13 protein-coding genes are annotated in these 23,590 nt (G+C 62.7%); 6 read left to right on the plus strand and 7 right to left on the minus strand.

Translation table 11 applies throughout. The annotated features are described in order from the left end of the window. Positions 1 to 18 precede the first annotated feature (18 nt). From gcvP to RW095_RS34745, 4 genes are all read left to right on the plus strand, one after another. Entirely contained in the window at positions 19 to 2,955 is a 2,937-nt protein-coding gene (gene gcvP / locus RW095_RS34730) for an aminomethyl-transferring glycine dehydrogenase (RefSeq protein WP_317020318.1), read from the plus strand. A gap of 111 nt (positions 2,956 to 3,066) precedes the next feature. Beyond that, complete coding sequence (locus RW095_RS34735; protein WP_317020319.1) at positions 3,067 to 4,197, plus strand: alginate lyase family protein; 1,131 nt, start codon at positions 3,067 to 3,069, stop codon at positions 4,195 to 4,197. Positions 4,198 to 4,224: 27 nt separating this feature from the next. Then, positions 4,225 to 5,613 carry an L-serine ammonia-lyase gene (locus RW095_RS34740; RefSeq protein WP_317020320.1) on the plus strand — a complete coding sequence of 463 codons (1,389 nt, stop codon included), beginning with the start codon at positions 4,225 to 4,227 and terminating at the stop codon, positions 5,611 to 5,613. A gap of 255 nt (positions 5,614 to 5,868) precedes the next feature. Beyond that, positions 5,869 to 7,587: a thiamine pyrophosphate-binding protein gene (locus RW095_RS34745; protein WP_317020321.1), complete on the plus strand. Its 1,719-nt coding sequence runs from the start codon at positions 5,869 to 5,871 to the stop codon at positions 7,585 to 7,587. Positions 7,588 to 7,685: 98 nt separating this feature from the next. Here the strand turns inward: RW095_RS34745 and RW095_RS34750 are convergent, their stop codons facing one another. Next, positions 7,686 to 8,834: a branched-chain amino acid ABC transporter substrate-binding protein gene (locus tag RW095_RS34750; protein WP_027776926.1), complete on the minus strand. Its 1,149-nt coding sequence runs from the start codon at positions 8,832 to 8,834 to the stop codon at positions 7,686 to 7,688. 170 nt (positions 8,835 to 9,004) lie between these two features. Further along, positions 9,005 to 12,943, minus strand: a complete 3,939-nt coding sequence (gene putA / locus RW095_RS34755; protein WP_317020322.1) for a trifunctional transcriptional regulator/proline dehydrogenase/L-glutamate gamma-semialdehyde dehydrogenase — start codon at positions 12,941 to 12,943, stop codon at positions 9,005 to 9,007. A 302-nt stretch (positions 12,944 to 13,245) separates the two neighbouring features. Here putA and RW095_RS34760 point away from each other — a divergent pair, with 302 nt between their 5' ends. Next, positions 13,246 to 13,416, plus strand: coding sequence for a hypothetical protein (locus tag RW095_RS34760; protein WP_317020323.1), 171 nt, complete (start codon positions 13,246 to 13,248; stop codon positions 13,414 to 13,416). 380 nt (positions 13,417 to 13,796) lie between these two features. Here the strand turns inward: RW095_RS34760 and RW095_RS34765 are convergent, their stop codons facing one another. Beyond that, on the minus strand, positions 13,797 to 16,043 hold the full coding sequence (locus RW095_RS34765; RefSeq protein WP_317020324.1) for a primosomal protein N': 2,247 nt from the start codon (positions 16,041 to 16,043) through the stop codon (positions 13,797 to 13,799). Between the two features lie 475 nt (positions 16,044 to 16,518). Then, positions 16,519 to 17,619 (minus strand): uroporphyrinogen decarboxylase, encoded by a 1,101-nt coding sequence (gene hemE / locus RW095_RS34770; RefSeq protein WP_317020325.1) that lies wholly within the window; start codon positions 17,617 to 17,619, stop codon positions 16,519 to 16,521. 217 nt (positions 17,620 to 17,836) lie between these two features. Here hemE and RW095_RS34775 point away from each other — a divergent pair, with 217 nt between their 5' ends. After that, positions 17,837 to 18,634 carry a transporter substrate-binding domain-containing protein gene (locus RW095_RS34775; RefSeq protein ID WP_317020326.1) on the plus strand — a complete coding sequence of 266 codons (798 nt, stop codon included), beginning with the start codon at positions 17,837 to 17,839 and terminating at the stop codon, positions 18,632 to 18,634. Positions 18,635 to 19,523: 889 nt separating this feature from the next. Here the strand turns inward: RW095_RS34775 and RW095_RS34780 are convergent. From RW095_RS34780 to atpD, 3 genes are all read right to left on the minus strand, one after another. Next, positions 19,524 to 21,254, minus strand: a complete 1,731-nt coding sequence (locus tag RW095_RS34780; protein ID WP_317020327.1) for an AMP-binding protein — start codon at positions 21,252 to 21,254, stop codon at positions 19,524 to 19,526. Positions 21,255 to 21,489: 235 nt separating this feature from the next. Beyond that, a complete protein-coding gene (locus RW095_RS34785) occupies positions 21,490 to 21,915 on the minus strand; it encodes a F0F1 ATP synthase subunit epsilon (RefSeq protein WP_027799204.1) in 426 nt (141 codons plus the stop codon). A 160-nt stretch (positions 21,916 to 22,075) separates the two neighbouring features. Next, positions 22,076 to 23,470 (minus strand): F0F1 ATP synthase subunit beta, encoded by a 1,395-nt coding sequence (gene atpD / locus RW095_RS34790; RefSeq protein ID WP_128584478.1) that lies wholly within the window; start codon positions 23,468 to 23,470, stop codon positions 22,076 to 22,078. Between the last annotated feature and the right edge of the window lie 120 nt (positions 23,471 to 23,590).

The following is a 23,590-nucleotide window of genomic DNA, read 5'->3' on the forward strand; positions in this document are numbered from 1 at the left end:
CGCACCGCCAGGAACACCATGAAGCTCGAACACCCGGATCGTCTGATGAACCGCACTCCTCTCTCGCTCGCCGCGCTCGAAGTGCATGACGCCTTCGCTGAACGGCATATCGGCCCGGATGCGGCCGACCAGAAAGCGATGCTCGAAGCCTTGGGCTTCACGTCGCGCGCCGCGCTGATCGACGCCGTCATTCCAAAGACGATCCGCCGCACGGAAGCGCTGCCGCTCGGGCCCTTCGCACAGCCTAAGAGCGAAGCAGAAGCGCTCGCCGCGCTGCGCGAACTCGCGGACAAGAACCAGGTGTTCCGCTCGTACATCGGCCAGGGTTATTACAACGCCCACACGCCGACGGTGATCCTGCGTAACGTGCTCGAGAATCCCGCGTGGTACACGGCCTACACGCCGTATCAGCCGGAAATCTCGCAAGGCCGCCTCGAAGCGCTGCTGAACTTCCAGCAAATGATCGTCGACCTGACGGGTCTCGCGATCTCGAACGCGTCGCTGCTCGACGAAGCCACCGCCGCAGCTGAAGCAATGACGCTGCTGCAACGCGTGGGCAAGCCGAAGTCGAATGTATTCTTCGTCGCCGACGACGTGCTGCCGCAAACCATCGAAGTGGTGAAGACGCGAGCCACGCCAGTCGGCATCGAAGTGAAAGTGGGCCCGGCTGCCGAAGCCGCGAACGCAAATGCATTCGGCGTGCTGCTGCAATATCCGGGCGTGAACGGCGACGTGCGCGACTACCGCGCGCTGACTGAGGCGGTCCACGCAGCGGGCGGCCACGTGGTGGTCGCCGCCGACCTGCTCGCGCTGACCGTGCTTACGCCGCCGGGCGAGTGGGGCGCGGACGTGGCCGTCGGCAACACGCAGCGCTTCGGCGTGCCGGTCGGCTTCGGCGGCCCGCATGCGGCCTACCTCGCCGTGCGCGACGAATTCAAGCGCCAGATGCCGGGCCGTCTCGTCGGCGTGACCGTCGACGCGCAAGGCAATCCCGCGCTGCGCCTCGCGCTGCAAACGCGCGAACAGCACATTCGCCGCGAGAAAGCGACGTCGAATGTATGTACCGCCCAAGCACTGCTCGCGATCATGGCCAGCATGTACGCGGTCTATCACGGTCCGCGCGGTCTGAAGACAATCGCACTGCGCGTGAACCGTATCGCGGCGTTGCTTGCGGAAGGCGCGAAGCAGTTGGGCTACTCGCTCGTCAACGAAACGTTCTTCGATACGCTCACGTTCAATACCGGCGCGCGCACGCAAGCGTTGCACGACGCGGCCAAAGCGAAGCGCATCAATCTGCGCCGCGTGAGCGATACGCAAGTCGGCGTGTCGGTCGACGAAACTACATCGCGCCGCGATCTCAGCGATCTGCTGGCTGTGTTCGCCGAAGCCGCGGGCGCGAAAGACGCGCCGCAAGTCGACACGCTCGACGCCGCGATCACGGCGTCCAACACGGCCTCGGTGCCGGCCGCGCTCGAACGCACGAGCGCGTATCTCACGCACCACGTATTCAACCGTCATCATTCGGAAACGGAAATGCTGCGCTATCTGCGCAGCCTGTCGGATAAGGACCTCGCGCTCGACCGTTCGATGATCCCGCTCGGCTCGTGCACGATGAAGCTGAACGCGACGTCGGAAATGCTGCCGGTCACGTGGCCCGAGTTCGGCCAGATTCATCCGTTTGCGCCCGCTGAGCAAACCGTCGGCTACCGCGAAATGATTGATCAGCTCGAAGCGATGCTGGTCGCCGCAACCGGCTACGCAGCAGTTTCACTGCAACCGAACGCGGGCTCGCAAGGCGAATACGCCGGCCTGTTGATCATCCACGCGTATCACGCGTCGCGCGGCGAAGCGCATCGCAACGTCTGCCTGATTCCCGCTTCGGCGCACGGCACCAACCCGGCGTCGGCGCAAATGGCCGGCATGCAGGTCGTGGTCGTCGCGTGCGACGCGCAAGGCAACGTCGACATCGAAGACCTGAAGAAGAAGGCCGACCAGCACGCCGACAAGCTCGCGGCGATCATGATCACGTATCCGTCCACGCATGGCGTGTTCGAGCAGAACGTCCGCGAAATTTGCGACATCGTTCATGCGCACGGCGGTCAGGTGTATGTGGACGGCGCAAACATGAACGCCATGGTCGGCTTGACCGCGCCGGGCCAGTTCGGCGGCGACGTCTCGCACCTGAATCTGCACAAGACCTTCTGCATTCCGCACGGCGGCGGCGGACCGGGCGTCGGTCCGGTTGCGGTCGGCGCGCATCTCGCGCCGTTCCTGCCGAACCAGATTTCGTCGGGCTACGAGCGCGCGCCCAACGGCATCGGCGCAGTGTCGGGCGCACCGTATGGCTCTGCTTCGATCCTGCCGATCTCGTGGATGTACATCGCGATGATGGGTGCGAAAAATCTCACCGCCGCGACCGAGACCGCGATCCTCAATGCGAACTACGTCGCGAAGAAGCTCGCGTCGCACTATCCGGTGCTCTACTCGGGCCCGGGCGGACTCGTCGCACATGAGTGCATTCTCGATCTGCGTCCGATCAAGGAAACCAGCGGCATTACTGTGGACGACGTTGCAAAGCGCCTCGCCGACTATGGCTTCCATGCGCCGACGATGAGCTTTCCGGTGCCGGGCACGCTGATGGTCGAGCCGACCGAATCGGAATCGAAGGAAGAACTCGACCGGTTTATTGAAGCGATGATCGCGATCCGTGACGAAATTCGCGCTGTGGAAGAGGGCCGCTCGGACCGGGAAGACAATCCGCTGAAGCACGCTCCGCACACCGTAGCAGTCGTCATCGCCGACGAGTGGAAGCATGCATATGCGCGCGAAACGGCCGCCTACCCGCTGCCCACGCTGATCGCGAAGAAGTACTGGCCGCCGGTCGGCCGCGCGGACAACGTATATGGCGATCGCAATCTGTTCTGCTCGTGCGTGCCGGTTGCCGACTACGAGTAACACCTGGCCGCGCGCCGCCCGCAGCTTGTAAGCGCGCGGTGCGCGGTTCTGTCGCTGGAGGCCGCAAACGGCTAACATCACACACCGAATCAGCCCAACGAGGAGTTTCGCATGGTGCGAAAGGTGCGATTGATGCAAAGCCCAGCCGAGGCAACGCGAGTACCAACGTGGCGGCACGCCTGCGCATGCCTGCTTGCCGGCGCGGCCGTGTTGCTGCCGCTTCGCCACGCGCAGGCGGCGATGAATTTTTGCGCTGCGCCCGCCTGGCAAACCAGCGAGCGCACGAACGCCGATCCCGGCGTCAAGGCATTGGTGAGCAATGTGCTCGCGCATCTGGGCGACAAGCCTCACGCGCAAGCCAAACTGCACACGGAAGGCACGCTGCCGCACGAGGGCATCTACGACCAGAGCGTCGAGGCGGAAAAGGATCTCGATCTGCTGCGCGACGCCGCGCTCGCATGGCGCGCCACCAGCGACGACCGGTATCTCAAGCTCGTCGACCGTTTGCTGTACGCATGGGTCACGACCTATCAGCCGAGTTTCAATCCAATCGACGAAACGCACTTCGAAGGGCTGATCCTCGCGTATGACATGACCGCGAGTGCGCTGCCTGTGAAAACGCGCAACGCGTCAATGGCGTTTCTCACGAAGCTCGCGAACGGCTACATCGCGGAGATCGACGACCAGCCGCGTCCTTTGAAAGGCACCTACCGGAACAACTGGCAAAGTCACCGGATCAAACTGATAGCGATGGCCGCCTTCACGCTCGACAACCGCAAGATGATCAATGCGGCGCAGCGTCTCTTTGCCGAGCATATCGGCGACAACATCGAGCCGGACGGTTCCACGATCGATTTCAGCGAACGTGACGCGCTGCACTATGTCACTTACGATCTGCAGCCGCTCGTGACCGCCGCGCTTGCCGCCCGCCGCCACAATCGCAACTGGCTGCCGGAGAAGGGCGCGAACGGCGCGTCGCTGCAAGCCGCGCTCAACTGGCTGGCCCCGTATGCGGCGGGCAGCAAGACGCATGAGGAATTCGTGCATTCGAGCGTCGCGTTCGACGCAAAACGTCGCGAAGCCGGCTTGCCCGGTTACTCGGGTCAGTGGGATCCGAAGAACGCGACGGAACTGTTTCATCTGGCGGCGCGTCTCGACGGACGCTATACGCCGATCGCGCTGCAGCTCGCGCCGACGCCACCCGCGTGGCTCGCCGTGTGTTTGCCGATGCCGGCGCGCTAAACCAACTTTCATCAGCAGGGAGCAGTAATGGCAGTCAGCGTGTTCGATCTCTTTAAAATCGGCATTGGTCCGTCAAGTTCGCATACGGTCGGGCCGATGCGCGCGGCGCTGATGTTCGCCCAAGGGCTCGAACGCGATGGGCTGCTGCCGAACACGGCGTCGGTGAAAGTCGATCTTTACGGGTCGCTCGGCGCAACAGGCAAAGGGCACGGCACGGATCGCGGCGTAATGCTCGGCCTGATGGGCGACGCGCCCGACACGGTCGATCCCGACACGATCGCGCAACGTCTCCAAGCGGTGCGCACCACGCGCAAGCTCGCGTTGCTCGGCACGCATGAAGTGCCGTTCGTGCAAAAGGATCACATCTCGTTCTACCGGCAAGCGCTGCCCGAACATCCGAACGGGCTCAAGCTACGCGCGTTCGACGCGCAAGGCGAGACGCTGCGGGAGTCGACGTATCTGTCGGTGGGCGGCGGCTTCGTGGTGACGGCCGGCGCGCCGAACACCAAGGTCCTTGCCGCCGTCGATCAATTGCCGCACCCCTTTCGCACCGGCAACGAGTTGCTCGCGCTGTGCGGATCGACCGGCAAAAGCATCGCGCAATTGATGTGGGAAAACGAGCGCGTCTGGCACACCGAAGAAGAGACGCGTGCGGGTCTCCTGAAGATCTGGGACGTGATGCAGTCGTGCGTGTCGCGGGGCTGCGGCATCAACAATCCGGATGCGGACGGCAACCTGCCCGGCCCGTTCCAGGTGAAGCGCCGCGCGCCCCAGCTATATCGAGCGCTGTCGGGCAACCCTGAGCTTGCGCTGCGCGATCCGCTGTCGATGATCGACTGGATCAATCTCTACGCAATCGCGGTCAACGAAGAAAACGCCGCTGGCGGCCGCGTCGTCACCGCGCCCACCAACGGCGCGGCCGGCATTATTCCCGCCGTGCTGCATTACTACACGCGCTTCATGCCCGGCTCGAACCAGCAAGGCGTGATCGACTTCCTGATGACGGCGGCCGCGATCGGCATTCTGTACAAGCTGAACGCGTCGATATCCGGCGCGGAAGTGGGCTGTCAGGGCGAGGTAGGCGTCGCGTGCTCGATGGCTGCGGGCGCACTCGCCGCCGTGATGGGTGGCACGCCGAAGCAGGTCGAAAACGCAGCGGAAATCGGCATGGAGCACAACCTCGGACTGACGTGCGATCCGGTTGGCGGCATGGTGCAGATTCCGTGCATCGAGCGCAATGCGATGGCGTCGGTGAAGGCGGTCAACGCGGCGCGCATGGCCCTGCGTGGCGACGGCAGCCATTACGTGTCGCTCGATTCGGTCATCAAGACCATGCGCGAAACCGGCGCGGATATGAAGACGAAGTACAAGGAAACGTCGCGCGGCGGGTTGGCGGTGAATATCGTCGAATGCTGATGGTTGACTGCATGATGCCCGGTGCTGATTGCTGATCGGCAAACGCGGCGTGTGCCAGGTGGACGAAACGCGGGCCCTGTGGTCCGCGTTTTTTGTTTGCGCGTCTGCAGGTTGCGCCCGCTGCACGAGCGCGCATTGCGCTGCGCCGTGACACTGAGCGTGCTCCCAGCGTAAGCTGTCGGGGCGCCGGTCGGCTGACCATGCAGTCGAGGCGGACGCAACCGCACTCATGCACTGCCTGGAGGCCTCATCGCAATGTCGCAGCCGAATGCTCCCGTTTCCGATTTTGCCGCCGCTCGAACCACTGGCGCGCGCCTTGTTGTCGACGCTTTGCTCACGCACGGTGTCGAACGTGTTTTCTGTGTGCCCGGCGAGAGTTTTCTCGCAGTGCTCGATTCATTGCACGACGAAACGGAGCGCATTCAGACCATTGTCTGCCGTCACGAAGCGGCGGCCGCGAACATGGCGGAAGCGATCGGCAAGCTGACCGGACGCCCGGGGGTCGCGCTCGTCACGCGAGGACCGGGTGCGACGCATGCATCGATTGGCGTGCACACCGCGTTTCAGGACTCCACGCCGATGATCCTGCTCATCGGTCAGTGCGCGCGCGAGCATCTCGATCGCGAGGCTTTCCAGGAGATCGACTATCGGCGCATGTTCGGTCAGATGGCGAAATGGGTCGCGCAGATAGACGACCCCCGGCGCATTCCCGAATATCTGAGCCATGCGTTTCACACGGCGACTTCCGGCCGGCCGGGGCCCGTGGTGCTGTCCTTACCCGAAGACGTGCTGAGCGATGCATGCGACGCCGTACCGGGCGCGCCTCGTTATCAGCGTGTGGCCGCGTCGCCTTCAACCGCGCAGATCGGCAAGCTGCGCGAATTGCTGGAGAGCGCGCAACGGCCAATGGTGATTGCAGGCGGAAGCGGGTGGACGACCGCGGCCTGTGCGGACTTGCAACGCTTCGCCGAGAACTGGCAATTGCCGATCGGCCTCGCGTTCCGCTTTCAGGACACGCTCGACAACGAGCATCCGAACTATGCCGGCGATGTGGGGCTCGGCATCAATCCGGCTCTGGCCCAGCGTATTCGCGATGCCGACCTGTTGCTCGCGCTTGGTCCTCGCCTCGGCGAAGCCACGACGAACGGCTATACGTTGCTCGACATTCCCAAGACGAAGCAGACACTGGTTCACGTGCACCAGGGCGCGGAAGAGCTGGGGCGGGTGTACGCCGCCGATCTGCCGATCGTCTCCGGCATGCCGGAACTTGCGGCGGCGCTCGCGGCGTTGGAACCGTCTGCCGGAAAGCTGACTTGGGCGGGCGCAGCGGAAGAAGCGCATCGCGCATATCTCGACTGGCGCAAACCCCGGCCGATTCCCGGCGACGTACAAATGGGCGAAGTGATCCAGCAACTTCGCGCGCATCTTCCGGATGACGCAATACTGACGAACGGCGCCGGCAACTACGCGACGTGGTTGCATCGGCATTTTTCGTATCGTCAATACCGCTCGCAACTTGCGCCTACGAGTGGCGCGATGGGCTACGGCGTGCCGGCGGCGATCGCGGCGAAGTCGCTGTATCCGCAGCGCGCGGTGGTCGCGCTGGCCGGCGACGGCTGCTTCATGATGGCCGCGCAAGAACTCGCAACGGCGATGCAATACGACCTGCATGTGCTGTTCATCGTCGTCAACAACGGTCACTTCGGCACGATCCGCATGCATCAGGAGCGGCACTATCCGAATCGCGTGCACGGCACTGGGCTCACGAATCCGGACTTCGCGGCATTTGCGCGATCGTTCGGCGCGCATGGCGAGACGGTGGAACGCACTGAAGAGTTTCTGCCGGCGTTGCAGCGCTCACTTGAAGCGAAGCGCGCGGCGGTGATCGAGATCCGCATGCCGCAGGAGGCGAGCACGCCGGGTGCGACGCTCGAGCAGATCCGGGAGCAGGGGAGAAAGTTGCGCGGCGAGTAAGGGCAACGGTGCGGCGGAAAAGCGCCCGGTACGAAAGGCCATAAAAAAACCCCGCCGAAGCGGGGTTCTCAACATCGAGCCGATCTGCAAGGAAAAGCTTACTTGCCGCCCACGCTTTGTAGCGTCGTCCACTTGCCGTCGACAACCTTGTAGAGCGTGATGCCGCCGTTCTTCAGATCACCCTTGGCGTCGTACGAGAGGTTCGACGACGTCACAGCCGGCATCGACGTCTTCGCGAGCACCGGCAGGTACTTGGCCGGATCGGTCGAGTTTGCCTTCTTCATTGCCGCGAACATTGCCATTGCGCCGTCGTAAGCGTACGGAGAGTACGTTTGCACGTCTTCGTTGAAGCGCTTCTTGTACTTGGCGACGTAGTCCTTGCCGCCCGGCATTTCTTCCAGCGGAAGGCCGGCGAGCGATGCCACCGTGCCGTTCGCCGCGTCACCCGCGATCTGGATGAACGTCGGCGTGTGAACCATTTCGCCGCCCATCAGCGGCGCCTTGATGCCGAGTGCCTTCATCTGCTTGACCATCGGTGCCGCTTGCGAATCCGCGCCGCCGTAATAGATCAGGTCCGGATTGGCCGCCTTCAGCTTGGTCAGGATCGACTTGAAGTCCACGGCCTTGTCGTTCGTGTATTCACGATCGACGATCGTGCCGCCCGCTGCCTTCGCCGCCTTTTCGAACTGGTCCGCCAGACCCTGGCCGTAAGCCGTGCGGTCGTCGACGATCACGATCTTCTTGACGCCAAGCGTCTTGACCGCGAACGTGCCCGCGACCGAACCTTGCTGCGTGTCGGACGTCATCATGCGGAACGTGGTCTTGAAACCTTGTTGCGTGTATTCAGGCGCCGTTGCCATCGCGATTTCGGGAATGCCAGCATTCGCGTAGATGCGCGAAGCGGGAATCGTGGTGCCCGAGTTGAAGTGGCCGAGCATGCCCTTGATGCCGTCGTCCACCAGCTTCTGCGCGACGGTGGTGCCGGTGCGCGGGTCAGCCTGGTCGTCTGCCGAGTCGAGCACGAAGCGAACCGGCTTGCCGCCGATCACCGGCTTCGTCGCGTTCATGTCTTCCACAGCCAGTGTGATGCCGTTCTGGAAGTCTTTGCCGTAGTGCGCCTGCGCGCCCGTCATCGGACCGGCGAAACCAATCTTCACGTCGTCTGTCGATTGAGCGTTGGCCGTCCCCGCCAGCGACATCGCCGCAACCAGCGCTGCGCCTGCCAGCTGTGTCATCTTGTGTTGCATATCTTCTCCTTGGTACCAGGTGTGGATGGAGCGGCTTTCGGGATCGCCGTTACCGCTTCCGTTCTAATGACCGCCCCCAAATCCTGGCGCATCGCGCCAGGCCCCCCGAGGGGGCGCAAGAAAACTTGGGGCGGCCCGGCGTTTTCTTGCCAGTAATCGATCAAGTTCGCTCAACCGATCGTCATCAAATTCGCATTACCGCCCGCAGCTGCCGTATTCACGCTGACCGAGCGCTCCGTCAACAGACGCTCGAGCGCGTAGTCTTCGTCGCCGCTCTCCAACGCGCGCGACGCGACGCCTTGCACCGACACAATGGGTCCCGGACGCTTCGCGACTTCCTTCACGAGCGTCAGCAATTCGTCGCTGTCGCCTTCGAACAATACGGCGTCGAACGGCGTCTCCGCGTTCTTGCGCACGCTCGCATAAGACTTCAGCGACGCGGGCAACTGCGCCACCAATTGTTCACCAGCGGCGCCTTCGAACAACGCTCGATTTCCCGTAGCCAGCACGGCGGCAAACTGCGCGCGCGCACCGCTCGCGGTCGACGCAATGCACAGCACCGTGCCGCGCGCACCCAGCGTGTAAGTGTTGCGCTCGCCAGTCGGCCCCGACAACACCGCGGTGGCGCCAGCCGGCATATGCGACAGATAACCGTCGCAACGCGCAGCAAGTTGAGGCTCGCGCTCCGCAATCAGCCAGTCGCGCAACGCCGTCAGCGCGGCGGACGGATTGTCGCCTTTTTCTGCTGCTTGCGGTACATCTACGATCAGCGCCTGCGCGAGCGACTTCGGCAAGCCCGCCGGACGCGTCGCGAGCAGACGCTGCAGATACAACGCGCCGCCGGCCTTTGGCCCAGTGCCCGACAAACCTTCGCCGCCGAACGGCTGCACGCCGACCACCGCGCCGATCACGTTGCGATTCACATAAATGTTGCCGACATGCGCGCGGCTGATCACGTGAGCGATGGTTTCGTCGATGCGCGTATGGATGCCGAGCGTCAGGCCATAGCCCGTCGTGCGGATCTGCTCGAGCAGCGTGTCGAGCTGGCTGCGGCGGTAACGCACCACATGCAACACTGGCCCGAACACTTCGCGCTTCAATTCGTCGATGCTGTCGAGTTCGATCAGCGTCGGCGGCACGAACGTGCCTTGTGCACAGCCCTCCGGCATCGGCAGTTGCTCGACCTTGCGGCCCTTCTCACGCATCGCCGCGACATGCGCGTCGATGCCGCGCTTCGCGTCAACGTCGATCACCGGGCCGACGTCGGTCGACAGGCGATCGGGATTGCCGACCGTCAGTTCGCGCATTGCCCCTGTCAGCATTTCCAGCGTGCGGTCCGCAACGTCATCCTGCAAACAGAGAACGCGCAGCGCCGAACAACGTTGACCGGCCGAATCGAACGACGACTGCATCACGTCCGCCACCACCTGTTCAGCGAGCGCCGACGAATCGACGATCATCGCGTTCTGACCACCTGTTTCGGCGATCAGCGGAATCGGTTTGCCTTCCGGATCGAGACGGCCCGAGAGCGTCTTGTTGATGAGACGCGCGACTTCGGTCGAACCGGTGAACATCACCGCACGCGTGCGCGGGTCGGCGACCAGCGCGGCACCGACCGTTTCGCCGTCGCCCGGCAGCAGTTGCACGGCGCCGGCTGGTACACCGGCTTCGCGCAGAATGCGCACGGCTTGAGCGGCGATCAGCGGCGTTTGCTCAGCCGGCTTCGCGAGCACGGTGTTGCCGGCTGCGAGCGCGGCGGCCACCTGGCCCATGAAAATCGCGAGCGGGAAATTCCACGGGCTGATACAGACGACAGGTCCAAGCGGACGATGCGTGTCGTTCGAAAACTCGCTGCGAATCTGGGTCGAGTAGTAGCGCAGGAAGTCGATCGCTTCGCGGATTTCCGACACCGCGTTGGCGAGCGATTTGCCCGCTTCGCGCACCACGAGGCCCATCAGCGTATGCATCTGCGCTTCGAGCAGATCGGCGGCACGCGCGAGGCAATCGGCTCGTGCTTCCACCGGGGTTGCCTGCCAGATCGGCGCGGTGGCAACCGCGTGCGTCAATGCGGCGCTCACATGTTCCGCGCCCGCTTCGACAACCGTGCCGACGAGGTCGCGATGATCCGCCGGGTTGCGCACGTCGCGCGCATTGCCCAAGGCGATCTGATCGTCGGCGAGCATCGGCGCGGCGCGCCACGGATGATTCGCGCTCGCCAGCAACGCCGACGACAGCGACGCCAGACGATGCTCGTTCGACAGATCGAGACCCATCGAATTGAGACGCTCCGCGCCGTACAGATTGCGCGGCAGTGGAATCTTTGCGTGCGGCGCGCCGAGCGGAACGATCTTCGACGCTTCTTCGACCGGATCGGCGATGAGATCCTGGATCGCGACGTTTTCATCGGCGATGCGATTCACGAACGACGTGTTAGCGCCGTTCTCCAGCAGACGTCGCACGAGATACGCGAGCAGCGTTTCGTGCGTGCCGACCGGTGCATACACGCGGCACGGACGGTTCAGCTTTCCGGCGGACAGCGGGCCTGTCACTTCTTCGTAAAGCGGCTCGCCCATGCCGTGCAGACACTGAAACTCGTACTGACCGGGATAGTAGTTGTTGCCCGCGAGGTGATAAATCGCCGACAGCGTGTGCGCGTTGTGCGTGGCGAATTGCGGGTACACCGCGTCGGGCGCGCCGAGCAGCTTCTTTGCGCAGGCGAGATACGACACGTCCGTATAGATCTTGCGCGTGTAGACCGGATAGCCTTCGAGGCCGTCCACTTGCGCACGCTTGATTTCGGTGTCCCAGTACGCACCCTTCACGAGGCGCACCATGATGCGGTGACGGCTGCGGCGCGCGAGGTCGACGATGTATTCGATCACGAACGGGCAGCGCTTCTGATAAGCCTGCACCACAAAGCCGATACCGTTCCAACCGGCGAGCTCCGGATCGAAGCACAGCGCTTCAAGCAGATCCAGCGAGATTTCGAGGCGGTCGGCTTCTTCGGCGTCGATATTCAGGCCGATGTCGTAACGGCGTGCGAGGATCGCAAGCGAGCGAACGCGCGGCAGCAACTCGCTCATCGTGCGCTCCTGTTGCGAGCGCGAGTAACGCGGATGCAGTGCGGAGAGCTTGATCGAGATGCCCGGACCTTCGTAGATCCCGCGGCCGCCAGCAGCCTTGCCGATTGCGTGGATCGCCTGCTCATACGACGCGTAGTAGCGCTGCGCGTCCGCTTCGGTCGTGGCCGCTTCGCCGAGCATGTCATACGAGTAGCGGAAACCGCGCGCTTCGTATTTGCGGCTGTTCGCCAGCGCTTCGGAAATATTCTCGCCAGTGACGAACTGCTCGCCCATCAGGCGCATCGCCATGTCCACGCCCTTGCGGATCAGCGGCTCGCCGCCCTTGCCAATCAGCCGCGTGAGCGCCGACGAGAGGTTCGTCTCGCTGTTGGTCGTAACCAGCTTGCCGGTGATCATCAAGCCCCATGTCGCGGCGTTGACGAACAGCGACGGCGCCTGACCGACGTGCGATTTCCAGTCGCCCTTGCTGATCTTGTCGCGGATCAGCGCGTCGCGCGTCGCGCGATCGGGAATGCGCAGCAAGGCTTCGGCGAGGCACATCAGTGCAACACCTTCCTGGCTCGACAGCGAGAATTCGTGGATCAGCCCTTCGACGCCGCCGCCCTTGCTCTTGCCGCGCAGCGTCTCGACGAGCTTCGCAGCGAGCGCTTGCACGTCGCCCGCGAGGTTGGCCGGCAAGCGCGCCTGACCCAGCAGGAACGGCACGCATTCCGGCTCCGGCCGACGATATGCCGCCGTGATTGCCGCGCGCAGCACCGATTGCGGTTGCACGTTCTGCGCGAAGTCGAGGAACGGGTGCGCCGCACCGTCCTCGTCCTGTTCGACCGACGCGCCGTCGGCCATGTCGGCAGAACCTGCCGCGCCCGACAATTCCGGCGGCAGTTGACCCTGCTCGATCTTCTCGAGGTACGCGAAAATCGCCTGCTTGATCAGCCAGTGCGGAGTGCGTTCGAGGCGAGTGGCGGCATCTCTCAGCCGGGAACGCAGGAGGTCGTCGACCTTGACGCCAAGGGTGGTGCTAGCCATGTTTCCTTCTTCGAATGCCAGACGAAATGCTGGTGAAAGACAAAAGTTGGGCGAATCGTACCCCTCCCAATAAAAAGGTGCAACCGAGAGTGATAAACGGTTGCACCTCGGTCTATCCCTTATCTGTCGGGGCTTTGCGCCGAGTGGCCGCGCGGCTGCCAACGTCGGTAAGGATCGGTATTTTCCCTGGCCTGATTTCTTTTCTTCGAGCCCTTATCAAACCGGCGGGCGCGCCGTTATAGAGGACATAGCGGCGCGGCGTCATGCGCGCATAAGAACGGTACGGGGTGAGGACAGGCGAAATGGAAAAGTGGCTGATCGTATTGGGCATCTGGGCGATGTGCGCAACCTGCGCTGTGCTGTTTATCCGCGGCGCTACGGGCGGCTCCGACAAACGTAAGGCGCCCGAAGATCGGGGACGTACGACCTCGGCTGCGTCAGCCGGCGACGCGCAAGCGGCATTGAACGATTAAGCGCAGCGGCGGGGCGATTGGCTAGGCGGTGTGTGGCTGCCTGTCTTGCCACGCGTGTCGGGCGCGGGTTTGCGGCGCGTTCGTGAGGTTTGCCCGCCGTTGCTGTCGGGAAGTGAAGAAGTGAACACTGTGAGATCCACCATGCTTTGTTCCAGCGACTACAGATCTTCCGCACGCTATCGGCAACTCGCGGCACGCGGCGCGCACGCTTCGTCGCGGGCATCGGCAGTCTTGGGTACACGGACAGCCACGCGCGCCGCGGCTCCCGCCGCAAGCTATTCGAATACGGTGCGAGCGCGTGCCCGGAGCGCGCGCAGCCGCTGTCGATATTGATGGTTTGTTGAGCCGCGCCGACGCAAAGCGGAAGCAGGCATACCGGCTCAAATATCGAGCGGATCGACTTCGAGGTTCCAGCGCAGCACGCCCTTCAAACCGCGCAGCAACGGCTGCCACGCACGCAACGTGGCCTGCAGCGCCGCGCGCGAGGCACTTTCGATCAGCAACTGCGCGCGGTGCACGTGCATCACCTTGACGATGGTGAGCGGCACTGCGTCGTAGACGGTCACTCGTTCGGCGGCTGCAATGCCCGTCAGCTCAGCCGCGGCCTGCTGCAGGAAAGCGAGCGCAGCTTCGAGCGTGCGGCCCTCCGCCCTCAGTAACGCCTGATAAACGAACGGCGGCAAATGCGCGTCGCGCCGCTCGGCCAGCGTCGAATTGGCAAAGCCGACGTAATCGTGACGCCCGAGCGCGTGATAAAGCGCATGGCGCGGGTAACGCGTCTGCACCAGCACCTCACCTGGCAAACCGGCACGGCCGGCGCGGCCGCTCACCTGCATCAGTTGTGCGAAGAGGCGTTCGCTTGCTCGAAAGTCGTGGGAAAACAGCGCGGTGTCGGCATTCAGCACGCCAACTAGCGAAACGCGCTGAAAGTCGTGGCCCTTTGCGATCATCTGCGTGCCGACCAGAATGTCGACTTCGCCCGCATGCACATCTGAAAAGAGCGCCTGCGCGCTGCCTTTGCGGCGCGTGCTGTCGGCGTCGATGCGCAGCACGCGGGCGCCAGGCACCGCGCTCGCTAGCGTTTCTTCGACGCGCTGCGTGCCGCGGCCCATCGGTGCAATGTCGACATTGCCGCACTCGGGACATGAGCGCGGAATGCGCGACTCCCAACCGCAGTGATGACAGCGCAGCGCCCGCTCCGGCTTATGCAGAACCACATACGCGCTGCAGCGCGGACAACCGGCGACCCATCCGCAGGCATCGCAAGCAAGCTGCGGCGCGTAGCCACGGCGGTTCAGAAACACGAGACTCTGTTCACCGCGCTCGAGCCGCGTCTTCAGCGCGGCAATCAATGGGCCGGACAATCCTTCCACCGAAGCACGTCCACGCCGCCGCTCGTCCTCGAGATCGATCAGGCGCACGGTGGGCAGCACCGCATCGGCGACCGCGCGGCGCGACAAGGTGAGCCGCTTATAGCGCCCCTGATCCGCCTGCCACCAGCTTTCGAGCGACGGTGTGGCCGATCCCAGCACGACCGGCAAGCCAAGCTGCTTCGCGCGATAGATGGCCAGATCGCGCGCCGAGTAGCGCAGCCCTTCCTGCTGCTTATAAGCCGGATCGTGCTCTTCATCGACGACGATAATGGCGAGCCGCGGCAGCGACGCGAGCACCGCGAGGCGCGTGCCCAGCACGATCCGCGCGTGGCCCGCATGCGCCGCGAACCAGTTGCGCGCGCGCTCACCCTCAGCAAGACCGCTGTGCAGTGTGACGATGGCCGTGTCCGCGAGCGCCGCGAAGCGCGCGCGGAAAGCCGCTTCGAACTGCGGCGTCAGATTGATTTCTGGCACCAGCACGAGCGCTTGCGCGTCTGCATTGGCGGCAAGAATCTCGGCGAGCGCGCGTAGATAGACTTCCGTCTTGCCGCTGCCGGTCACGCCATGCAACAGGAACGGCGCGAAGCCGTGTGCGTCGCGAATCGCTTCGACGGCGGCGGCTTGTTCATCGGTGAGCGTCGGAAGCGTCTGCGCAGGCACCGCCGTGGCTGCGGCGGCGGGCGGCACGGTGGCGGCATCGACCACATCGAGCGCAACCCAGCCCTCGGCTTGCCATGCGGCGAGCGTTGCGATGGCCTTAGGGTGCAGACCGCGGGCGTCGGCGGCACTCAGGAACTCGCTGGCGGCAAGCGCCTGCGCAAGGCTTCGCAGTGCACTGGCGCGCGCGGGTAGGACCTCGGGCAAGGCCGCGCGGCCTTCCGGCGTTAGCCCGTAGCGCTCTTCCGGCGCGAGCAGCCGTGACCAGCGCGAGGCGTCGCGCAGCGCTTGGGGCAGCGCCGGTAACGCCACTTCGCCAAGTCCACGTTGATAGTAATCGGCAGCAAAAGCAGCAAGTGCGAGCCATTCGGCCGACAGCGGCGGGCACGCGGTGCAAACGCGATTCACCGGCCGAAGGCGATCGGCGGGGACCTCGCTGTGAGCGGTTACTTCGCACACGAGCCCGACCACGTCGCGTTTGCCGAACGGCACACTGACGAGCGTTCCGGGCACGGGAGACTGCGATGAATCGCAGCGGTAATCGAACAGGATCGGCAGCGGGTGATCCAGTGCGACGCGGACGAACGCTTCGCTCATTCGGCTGCGCGGATGCTGGGAAAGGCAAGTCGCGTCATTGCGCCGCAGCTTGCAGTCAAGATCGCACCGCTCTGAAGCACGTCGCCGAAGTTAAAGTAAAACTTCGATTTCGGCGCTAAGTTTTGGATTCCGCTGAACAATTGCTCTCGACCCCGACTGCCTGTGGATAACTTTGTTGAGAACTTCGCTTTGAAAGCCCGGAAACCGCGTCGCAGCGGCGTTCTGTGGGGTTCCGCACACTTCTTTGGGAAGCCGTGAAACCCTTGCCAGATAAGGCTGAGATCAAATGTACGCGCACTCTGCAAGGGTCAGGACAGGACTAAAGCTTCTACCGCGCCGCAGCGTGATAAATGTGTATAAGTCAAGTCTTGACAACTGCGAGACCACCGCCGGACGGCCCGCGCAGTGCGAATTTTTCCTGAGTGGCAGAGCCCACCGCGCTGCGTCGCAGCATAAAACGGTATGTTTTACAGCATTAAGTCGGTGCATGCGCGCCGCTACGAATGGCGCGACTATGACGATGCACTTCGTCGACGAGCTCGGCAACGTTTTCCGGCGGCGTGAATTGCGAGATGCCGTGACCGAGGTTGAAGACGTGACCCGGATAATTTCCGAAGCTGTCCAGCACGGCGCGCGCTTCGATGCGAATAGAAGCTGGCGGCGCGAACAACACGGACGGATCGATATTGCCCTGCAAAGCCACCTTCGCGCCTACCCGCTCGCGCGCCTTACGCAGGTTGACCGTCCAGTCGAGACCGACGGCGTCCACGCCAGTGTCTGCAATCTCGTCCAGCCACAGGCCACCGCCCTTCGTGAACGTGATCACCGGCACTTTTTCGCCGTCGTGCTCGCGATTCAATTGATTTACGACCTGCTGAACATAGTGCAGGGAGAAGCGCTGATAGGCGCCGTCCGCGAGCGCACCGCCCCACGTGTCGAAAATCATGACGGCCTGGGCGCCCGCTTCGATCTGTGCGTTCAGATAAGCGGCAACCGAATTCGCGTTGATTTCGAGGATGCGATGCATCAGATCAGGACGCGCGTACAGCATGGACTTGACCGTGCGGAAGTCCGCCGAGCCGCCGCCCTCGACCATGTAGCACGCCAACGTCCACGGGCTGCCCGAGAACCCGATCAGCGGCACGCGTTGACGCCCTTGAGCGTCGGTGAGCGCAGTGCGAATCTCGCGCACTGCGTCGGTTACATAGCGCAGCGTGGCGTCGATGTCGGGCACCGCGAGTCGCGCTACGTCGTCTTCAGTGCGCACAGGGCGCGCAAACGTCGGCCCCTCGCCCGTGACGAACTCCAGACCGAGGCCCATTGCGTCGGGCACGGTGAGAATGTCGGAGAACAGAATCGCGGCGTCGAGCGGGTAGCGCTCGAGCGGCTGCAACGTGACTTCCGTTGCGAACGCGGGGTTCTTGGCCAGTCCGAGGAAGCTGCCAGCGCGAGCCCGCGTGGCGTTGTATTCCGGCAGGTAACGACCCGCCTGCCGCATCAGCCAGACAGGCGTGTAGTCAGTGGGCTGGCGCAGCAGCGCGCGCAGGAAGGTGTCGTTCAGGAGTTTATGGGCCACGTTGCGTGCGACTAAGAGCAAAGGGGCATTTTACCGGACGGCGCGCGCCGCATCCCGCTTGATGCGGCCAATAACTGTGATTCGCGAACGGTTTGAAACCCATTTTCTCAGCCAGGCGGCAGCGGCGCAACCTGGTCAAACGGCCAATGTTCAAGCGAAAAACTCCCGGCTATTATGCAGCGGCTTAACCATAACAACCTACAAGCACGGAGACTCAATGAATAAGGCAGCACTCGCATTGCTCGGCGTCCTGTCAGGCGTTCTCATGCACACCGGCGCGGCGCAGGCGCAAGCATCGGCCCCAACCGCGACATCTTCCCGGCTCGACGAAATCTCCGCCCGCGGCACGTTGCGCGCATGCACGACCGGCGACTACAAACCGCACTCGTCCTATAAGGGAGACGGTCAGTTCGAAGGGATCGACATCGATATGACCGAATCGCTCGCTAAATCGCTCGGCGTCAAAGCGGAATTCGTCAAGACCTCGTGGTCGAATCTGATGAACGACTTCGTCGCCAAATGCGACATCGGCGTGGGCGGCGTTTCGCCGACGCTGGACCGGCAAAAGCGAGCCTTCTTCACCCAGGCGTTTATGGTCGACGGCAAGACGCCAATTGTCCGATGCGACGACGTCGACAAATACCAGACCGTCGCGCAGATCGACCAGCCGGGAACGCGTGTGATCGTCAACCCGGGCGGTACGAACGAACGTTTCGCAAAGCAGTTCTTATCTCACGCCTCGATGACTGTCTATCCGGACAACGTGACGATCTTCAAGCAGATCGCTGCCGCTAAGGCGGATGTGATGGTGACCGACGCGTCCGAAACCCTGCTGCAGCAAAAGCTCAATCCCGGCCTGTGCGCGGTGCATCCCGACAAGCCGTTCCAGTATGGCGAAAAAGCGTGGCTGTTGCCTCGCGGCGATGTGGCGTTTCAACAGTACGTCGATCAGTGGCTGCATTTCGCGCGGGCGACAGGCGAATATCAGGCTGTACTGGACAAGTGGCTCAAGTGAGCCACGCCGCACGGCCGCGCTCTTTCTCGGCGTAATCAGCGAAAGATCCGCGGCCGCGCCGCTGTAAAGCAAACCGTTTACCGGCCGCATCATGTAACGCGGCTCGAAAAAGCCGGGCGAACGTCAAATAAAGGCGAAAACCCGGCCAACGCGTGAACCGGCCCTTACATTCGTAAAGCTTGTGCGACGTTTATTGCGTCGCACTCAGCTCTGTTACTGACTGCATGCGAATCTCTGCGCGCCGGGAACCGGTTGTAACAATAACGGTTTATTGTCAGAAAGATGAACGCACAACTATTTCATGCGGAATCGACTTAACGCTTTATGCGGCGCTATGCTTCGCGAATATCATTAAACGGTCGTATTAAATTGACGCACAGTCATCGGTATATATTACGGTTTGATCGCTTGAATTCCGCAATTAATCCCGCAACGCCTTATCTGGCGGGCGTTACAACCTGAAACACTTTGTTACGGCGCTCCTTTGTTTATTCGCCCACAATGCCCTCAACGGTTTCAACACGGATGTGGCTGCGTGCATGGTGTGAGCGGATACGATGCACTTGCCGGTCGGCTTAGGCCGAAGCCCTGTGAAGGGGCATCCCTGCTGGGACCGTAGTCGACGCCGGGTCGTCGTCTCAGTCGGTTCCTACATTGGTCTCCTCGCGCTAACCCCGTAGCGTGTGGTTTTTAGCGGGCTCCAGGCCCGCTTTTTTTTTCGTCCAGCCAAACGTTTGCGCACTGCAAGATGGCATGTTTTACATGCTTTTGGGCGCAATTTGCGGTTTCGCGGTATATGCGACAGTTGCCGTGGGCCTCACCGACGTGCGCGAGCCGCTCGCAAGCCAGCAGCCTCGCACTGCCGCCGTCATGCCTCGGGCGAGGCACGTCAGGCCGTCTTCCCTTCCTGCAACTTCAGTTCGCTGATCATGCGCTCACGCATGACGAACTTCTGCACTTTGCCTGTCACCGTCATCGGTAGCTCGTCGACGAAGCGGATGTACTTCGGCACCTTGTAATGCGCTATCTGACCGTTGCAGAACTGCTGGATCTCTTCAGCTGTCGCCTGTTCGCCTGGACGAAGCACTACCCACGCGCACACCTCTTCGCCGTATCTGCTGTCCGGTACGCCGAACACCTGCACGCTCTGGATCTTCGGGTGGCGGAAAAGAAACTCCTCGATCTCGCGCGGATAGATGTTCTCGCCGCCACGAATCAGCATGTCCTTGAGACGACCGACGATGTTGCAATAGCCCTCGGCGTCGAGCGTAGCGAGGTCGCCGGTTCGCATCCAGCCGACCTCGATACTTTCACGCGTTTTCGCCTCGTCGCGCCAATAGCCTTGCATTACCGAATAGCCGCGCGTGCACAGCTCGCCGGTCTCGCCCACCGGCACGATGTTGCCTAGCGGATCGACAATTTTCACCTCGAGATGCGGTTGAATGCGACCCACGGTGGTGGTGCGCTTGTCGAGCGGGTCGGTGGTCGAACTTTGGAACGAGACAGGGCTTGTCTCCGTCATGCCGTACGCGATCGTGATTTCGTTGAGGTGCATTTTCGACACGACTTTCTTCATCGTCTCGATCGGGCACGGCGAGCCCGCCATGATGCCAGTGCGCAGGCGTGAGAGGTCGTAGGAGGCAAAGTCCGGGTGATCCAGTTCGGCTATGAACATGGTGGGCACGCCATGCAGCGCCGTGCACTGCTCTTGCGCGACGGCCGCGAGTGTCGCGGTGGGGTCGAAAGCCTCGCCTGGAAACACCATGTTGGCGCCCACCGAGACGCACGCGAGGACCGCGAGCACCATGCCGAAGCAGTGATAGAGCGGCACGGGAATGCACAGCGCGTCCTGCTCGCTCAGGTTCATGGCCATCGCGATATAGCGCGCGTTGTTGACCACGTTGCTATGCGTGAGCGTCGCCCCCTTCGGATTGCCCGTCGTACCGCTGGTGAACTGAATATTGATCGCCTCGTGGCACGAGAGCGTCGCGCCGATTTCGTCGAGCTTTGCGACGTCGAGGGTTGCGCGTCCCTGCTCAATGACGTCCGAGAACGTGAGCATTCCGGGCGTTTCCGTGTCGCACATGCGAATCACGTAGCGCAGATCAGGCAGTCGTGCCGCGTGCAGATCGCCGGGCGCGTGCGTCGCAAGCTCGGGCGCGAGTTGCTGCAGCATTTCGAGGTACATCGACGTCTTGAAGCGCTCCGCCGCGACAATCGCCTTGCAGCCCACCTTGTTCAACGCGTACTCCAACTCCGCGAGCCGGTAGGCCGGGTTGATGTTGACCAGCACTGCCCCGATGCGCGCGGTCGCGAACTGCGTCAGCAGCCACTCGACCCGGTTCGGCGACCAGATGCCGACGCGGTCGCCCTTCACAATGCCTAGTGCCAGGAAGCCGGCGGCTAATATGTCGACTTCTTCGGCGAACTCTTTCCAGGTCCACCGGATACGCTGCTCACGAAAAACCACCGCAGGCCGGTCGGGAAAGCGCTCGGCGGTGCCGCGCAAAAACTCGCCGATGGTCGCTTCGCTCAACGGAATGTCTGTCGATCCGCGGACGTACGAAAGTCCGTCTTTCGGTTCGATGATTGCGCCTTCGCCTGACACTTGCGTTGCCATGGTGCTGTCTCCGTGAGCAGATCGCCCTACTGAAATGAATTTGAAATCGATTGTGCCACCGGCGCGTGCCCGTACGGCATCAAGTCTTACCCTCAGCGGCCCGGTGTATTGGACGGCTGTCAGTTCTTTGCCTTCGCCGGGACGGCCTCACAATCTCGCTGACCTTTCCGTAAACGTCAAGTGAAGGCCAAAAAAAAGCAGCCACGCGGGCTGCCTTTTCTCTGATACGTGTTGCTTAGCTCTGACCGCGCAGCTTGCGCAGACGCTGGATCGCAGCAAGCTGAGCCGTCGCGTACGCCAGTTCCGCCTGAGCGGTTGCGTATTCGAGGTTCGAGCCGGTGTTCTGCAGCGCTTCTTCCGCACGTTTGCGCGCGTCTTCGGCCTTGGCTTCGTCGAGATCCTTGCCGCGAATTGCCGTGTCGGCGAGAACCGTCACTGCACCCGGCTGGATTTCGAGGATGCCGCCGGCGACGAACACAAACTCCTCGTCACCGTTCTCAGCTTCGATGCGCACTGCACCCGGACGGATCCGCGTGATGAGCGGCGTGTGGCCCGGCAGAATGCCGAGTTCACCTGCTTCGCCCGGCAGCGCGACGAACTTCGCCTGGCCCGAGAAGATCTGCTCTTCCGCGCTGACGACGTCTACTTTAATGGTTGCCATAAGTGTCGACTCCTGTGGCGACCAGGGTTAGCGCTTTAGCGCTCACTCTGGCCCCGTGCAAGGCTGGGTTAAGCGTAGTGAGAGGCACCGGCTTTGCGGACAACTACTGTTTGGCAGTCATCACGCGCGAGGCCGGCGCCCGCTTCGTTACACCCGACCTTTACTGGATCTTCTTGGCCTTTTCAAAGGCTTCGTCGATCGTGCCGACCATGTAGAACGCTTGTTCCGGCAGGTGGTCGCACTCGCCTTCAACGATCATCTTGAAGCCGCGGATCGTTTCCTTCAGCGGAACGTACTTGCCCGGCGAGCCCGTGAACACTTCAGCAACGTGGAACGGCTGCGACAGGAAACGCTGGATCTTACGAGCGCGCGCCACGGCGAGCTTGTCTTCCGGCGCGAGTTCGTCCATGCCGAGAATCGCGATAATGTCGCGCAGTTCCTTGTAGCGCTGCAGCGTTTGCTGAACGCTGCGCGTGATCGAGTAGTGCTCTTCCCCGATCACGTGCGGGTCGATCTGACGCGAGGTCGAATCGAGCGGGTCCACTGCCGGGTAGATACCCAGCGAAGCGATGTCACGCGACAGCACGACGGTTGCGTCCAGGTGGCCGAAAGTCGTAGCCGGCGACGGGTCGGTCAAGTCGTCCGCAGGGACGTACACGGCCTGAACCGACGTGATCGAGCCGGTCTTGGTCGACGTAATACGCTCTTGCAGCTTGCCCATTTCTTCAGCCAGCGTCGGCTGATAGCCCACTGCCGACGGCATACGGCCGAGCAGTGCCGACACTTCAGTACCGGCCAGCGTGAAACGGTAGATGTTGTCGACAAAGAACAGCACGTCGAGGCCTTCGTCACGGAAGTGCTCAGCCATCGTCAGGCCGGTCAGCGCGACGCGCAGACGGTTGCCCGGCGGCTCGTTCATCTGGCCGTACACCAGCGCGACCTTGTCCAGAACGTTCGAGTCCTTCATTTCGTGATAGAAGTCGTTCCCTTCACGGGTACGCTCGCCAACACCGGCGAACACGGAGTAACCACCGTGTTCCTTAGCGATGTTGTTGATCAGTTCCATCATGTTCACGGTCTTGCCGACGCCGGCGCCACCGAACAGACCCACCTTACCGCCCTTGGCAAACGGGCAGATCAGGTCGATAACCTTGATGCCGGTTTCGAGCAGTTCGGTCGACGGCGACAGTTCGTCGAACGCCGGAGCCTTCTGGTGAATGCCGCGAACGACGTCCGAGTTGATCGGGCCGGCTTCGTCGATCGGACGACCGAGCACGTCCATGATGCGGCCGAGCGTCGGCTTGCCGACCGGCACGCTGATCGGGTTACCGGTGTTCTTCACGACCGTGCCGCGACGCAGGCCGTCCGATGCACCCAGACAGATGGTACGGACAACGCCGTCGCCCAGCTGTTGCTGGACTTCGAGGGTCAGTTCCGAACCTTCGAGAATGAGCGCGTCGTAAATCTTCGGCATGTCCGAACGCGGGAATTCCACGTCGATCACCGCGCCGATGCACTGTACGATCTTGCCTTCTACCAAAGCAGTAGTACTCATCGCTTTTCCTTTAGATACTCAATTCTTCACTCGCGCAAAGGCGCTGTTTCGATGGGATCGCCCAGACCGGTTGCCTGGACGGTGCGCCACGCGGGCGCACGCAAGGCGACATGCCTGACC

This window comes from Paraburkholderia kirstenboschensis (genome assembly GCF_032806925.1).
GTDB classification, from domain to species: domain Bacteria; phylum Pseudomonadota; class Gammaproteobacteria; order Burkholderiales; family Burkholderiaceae; genus Paraburkholderia; species Paraburkholderia kirstenboschensis.

What these genes read in the sequence shown, in the direction of transcription:
- RW095_RS34775 (WP_317020326.1), top strand. Translation starts at nt 17,837, where the DNA reads ATGAATAAGGCAGCACTCGCATTGCTCGGCGTCCTGTCAGGCGTTCTC.
- gcvP (WP_317020318.1), top strand. Translation starts at nt 19, where the DNA reads ATGAAGCTCGAACACCCGGATCGTCTGATGAACCGCACTCCTCTCTCG.
- atpD (WP_128584478.1), bottom strand. Translation starts at nt 23,470, where the DNA reads ATGAGTACTACTGCTTTGGTAGAAGGCAAGATCGTACAGTGCATCGGC.
- RW095_RS34780 (WP_317020327.1), bottom strand. Translation starts at nt 21,254, where the DNA reads ATGGCAACGCAAGTGTCAGGCGAAGGCGCAATCATCGAACCGAAAGAC.
- RW095_RS34750 (WP_027776926.1), bottom strand. Translation starts at nt 8,834, where the DNA reads ATGCAACACAAGATGACACAGCTGGCAGGCGCAGCGCTGGTTGCGGCG.
- RW095_RS34765 (WP_317020324.1), bottom strand. Translation starts at nt 16,043, where the DNA reads ATGAGCGAAGCGTTCGTCCGCGTCGCACTGGATCACCCGCTGCCGATC.
- RW095_RS34785 (WP_027799204.1), bottom strand. Translation starts at nt 21,915, where the DNA reads ATGGCAACCATTAAAGTAGACGTCGTCAGCGCGGAAGAGCAGATCTTC.
- putA (WP_317020322.1), bottom strand. Translation starts at nt 12,943, where the DNA reads ATGGCTAGCACCACCCTTGGCGTCAAGGTCGACGACCTCCTGCGTTCC.
- RW095_RS34740 (WP_317020320.1), top strand. Translation starts at nt 4,225, where the DNA reads ATGGCAGTCAGCGTGTTCGATCTCTTTAAAATCGGCATTGGTCCGTCA.
- RW095_RS34745 (WP_317020321.1), top strand. Translation starts at nt 5,869, where the DNA reads ATGTCGCAGCCGAATGCTCCCGTTTCCGATTTTGCCGCCGCTCGAACC.
- RW095_RS34735 (WP_317020319.1), top strand. Translation starts at nt 3,067, where the DNA reads ATGGTGCGAAAGGTGCGATTGATGCAAAGCCCAGCCGAGGCAACGCGA.
- RW095_RS34760 (WP_317020323.1), top strand. Translation starts at nt 13,246, where the DNA reads ATGGAAAAGTGGCTGATCGTATTGGGCATCTGGGCGATGTGCGCAACC.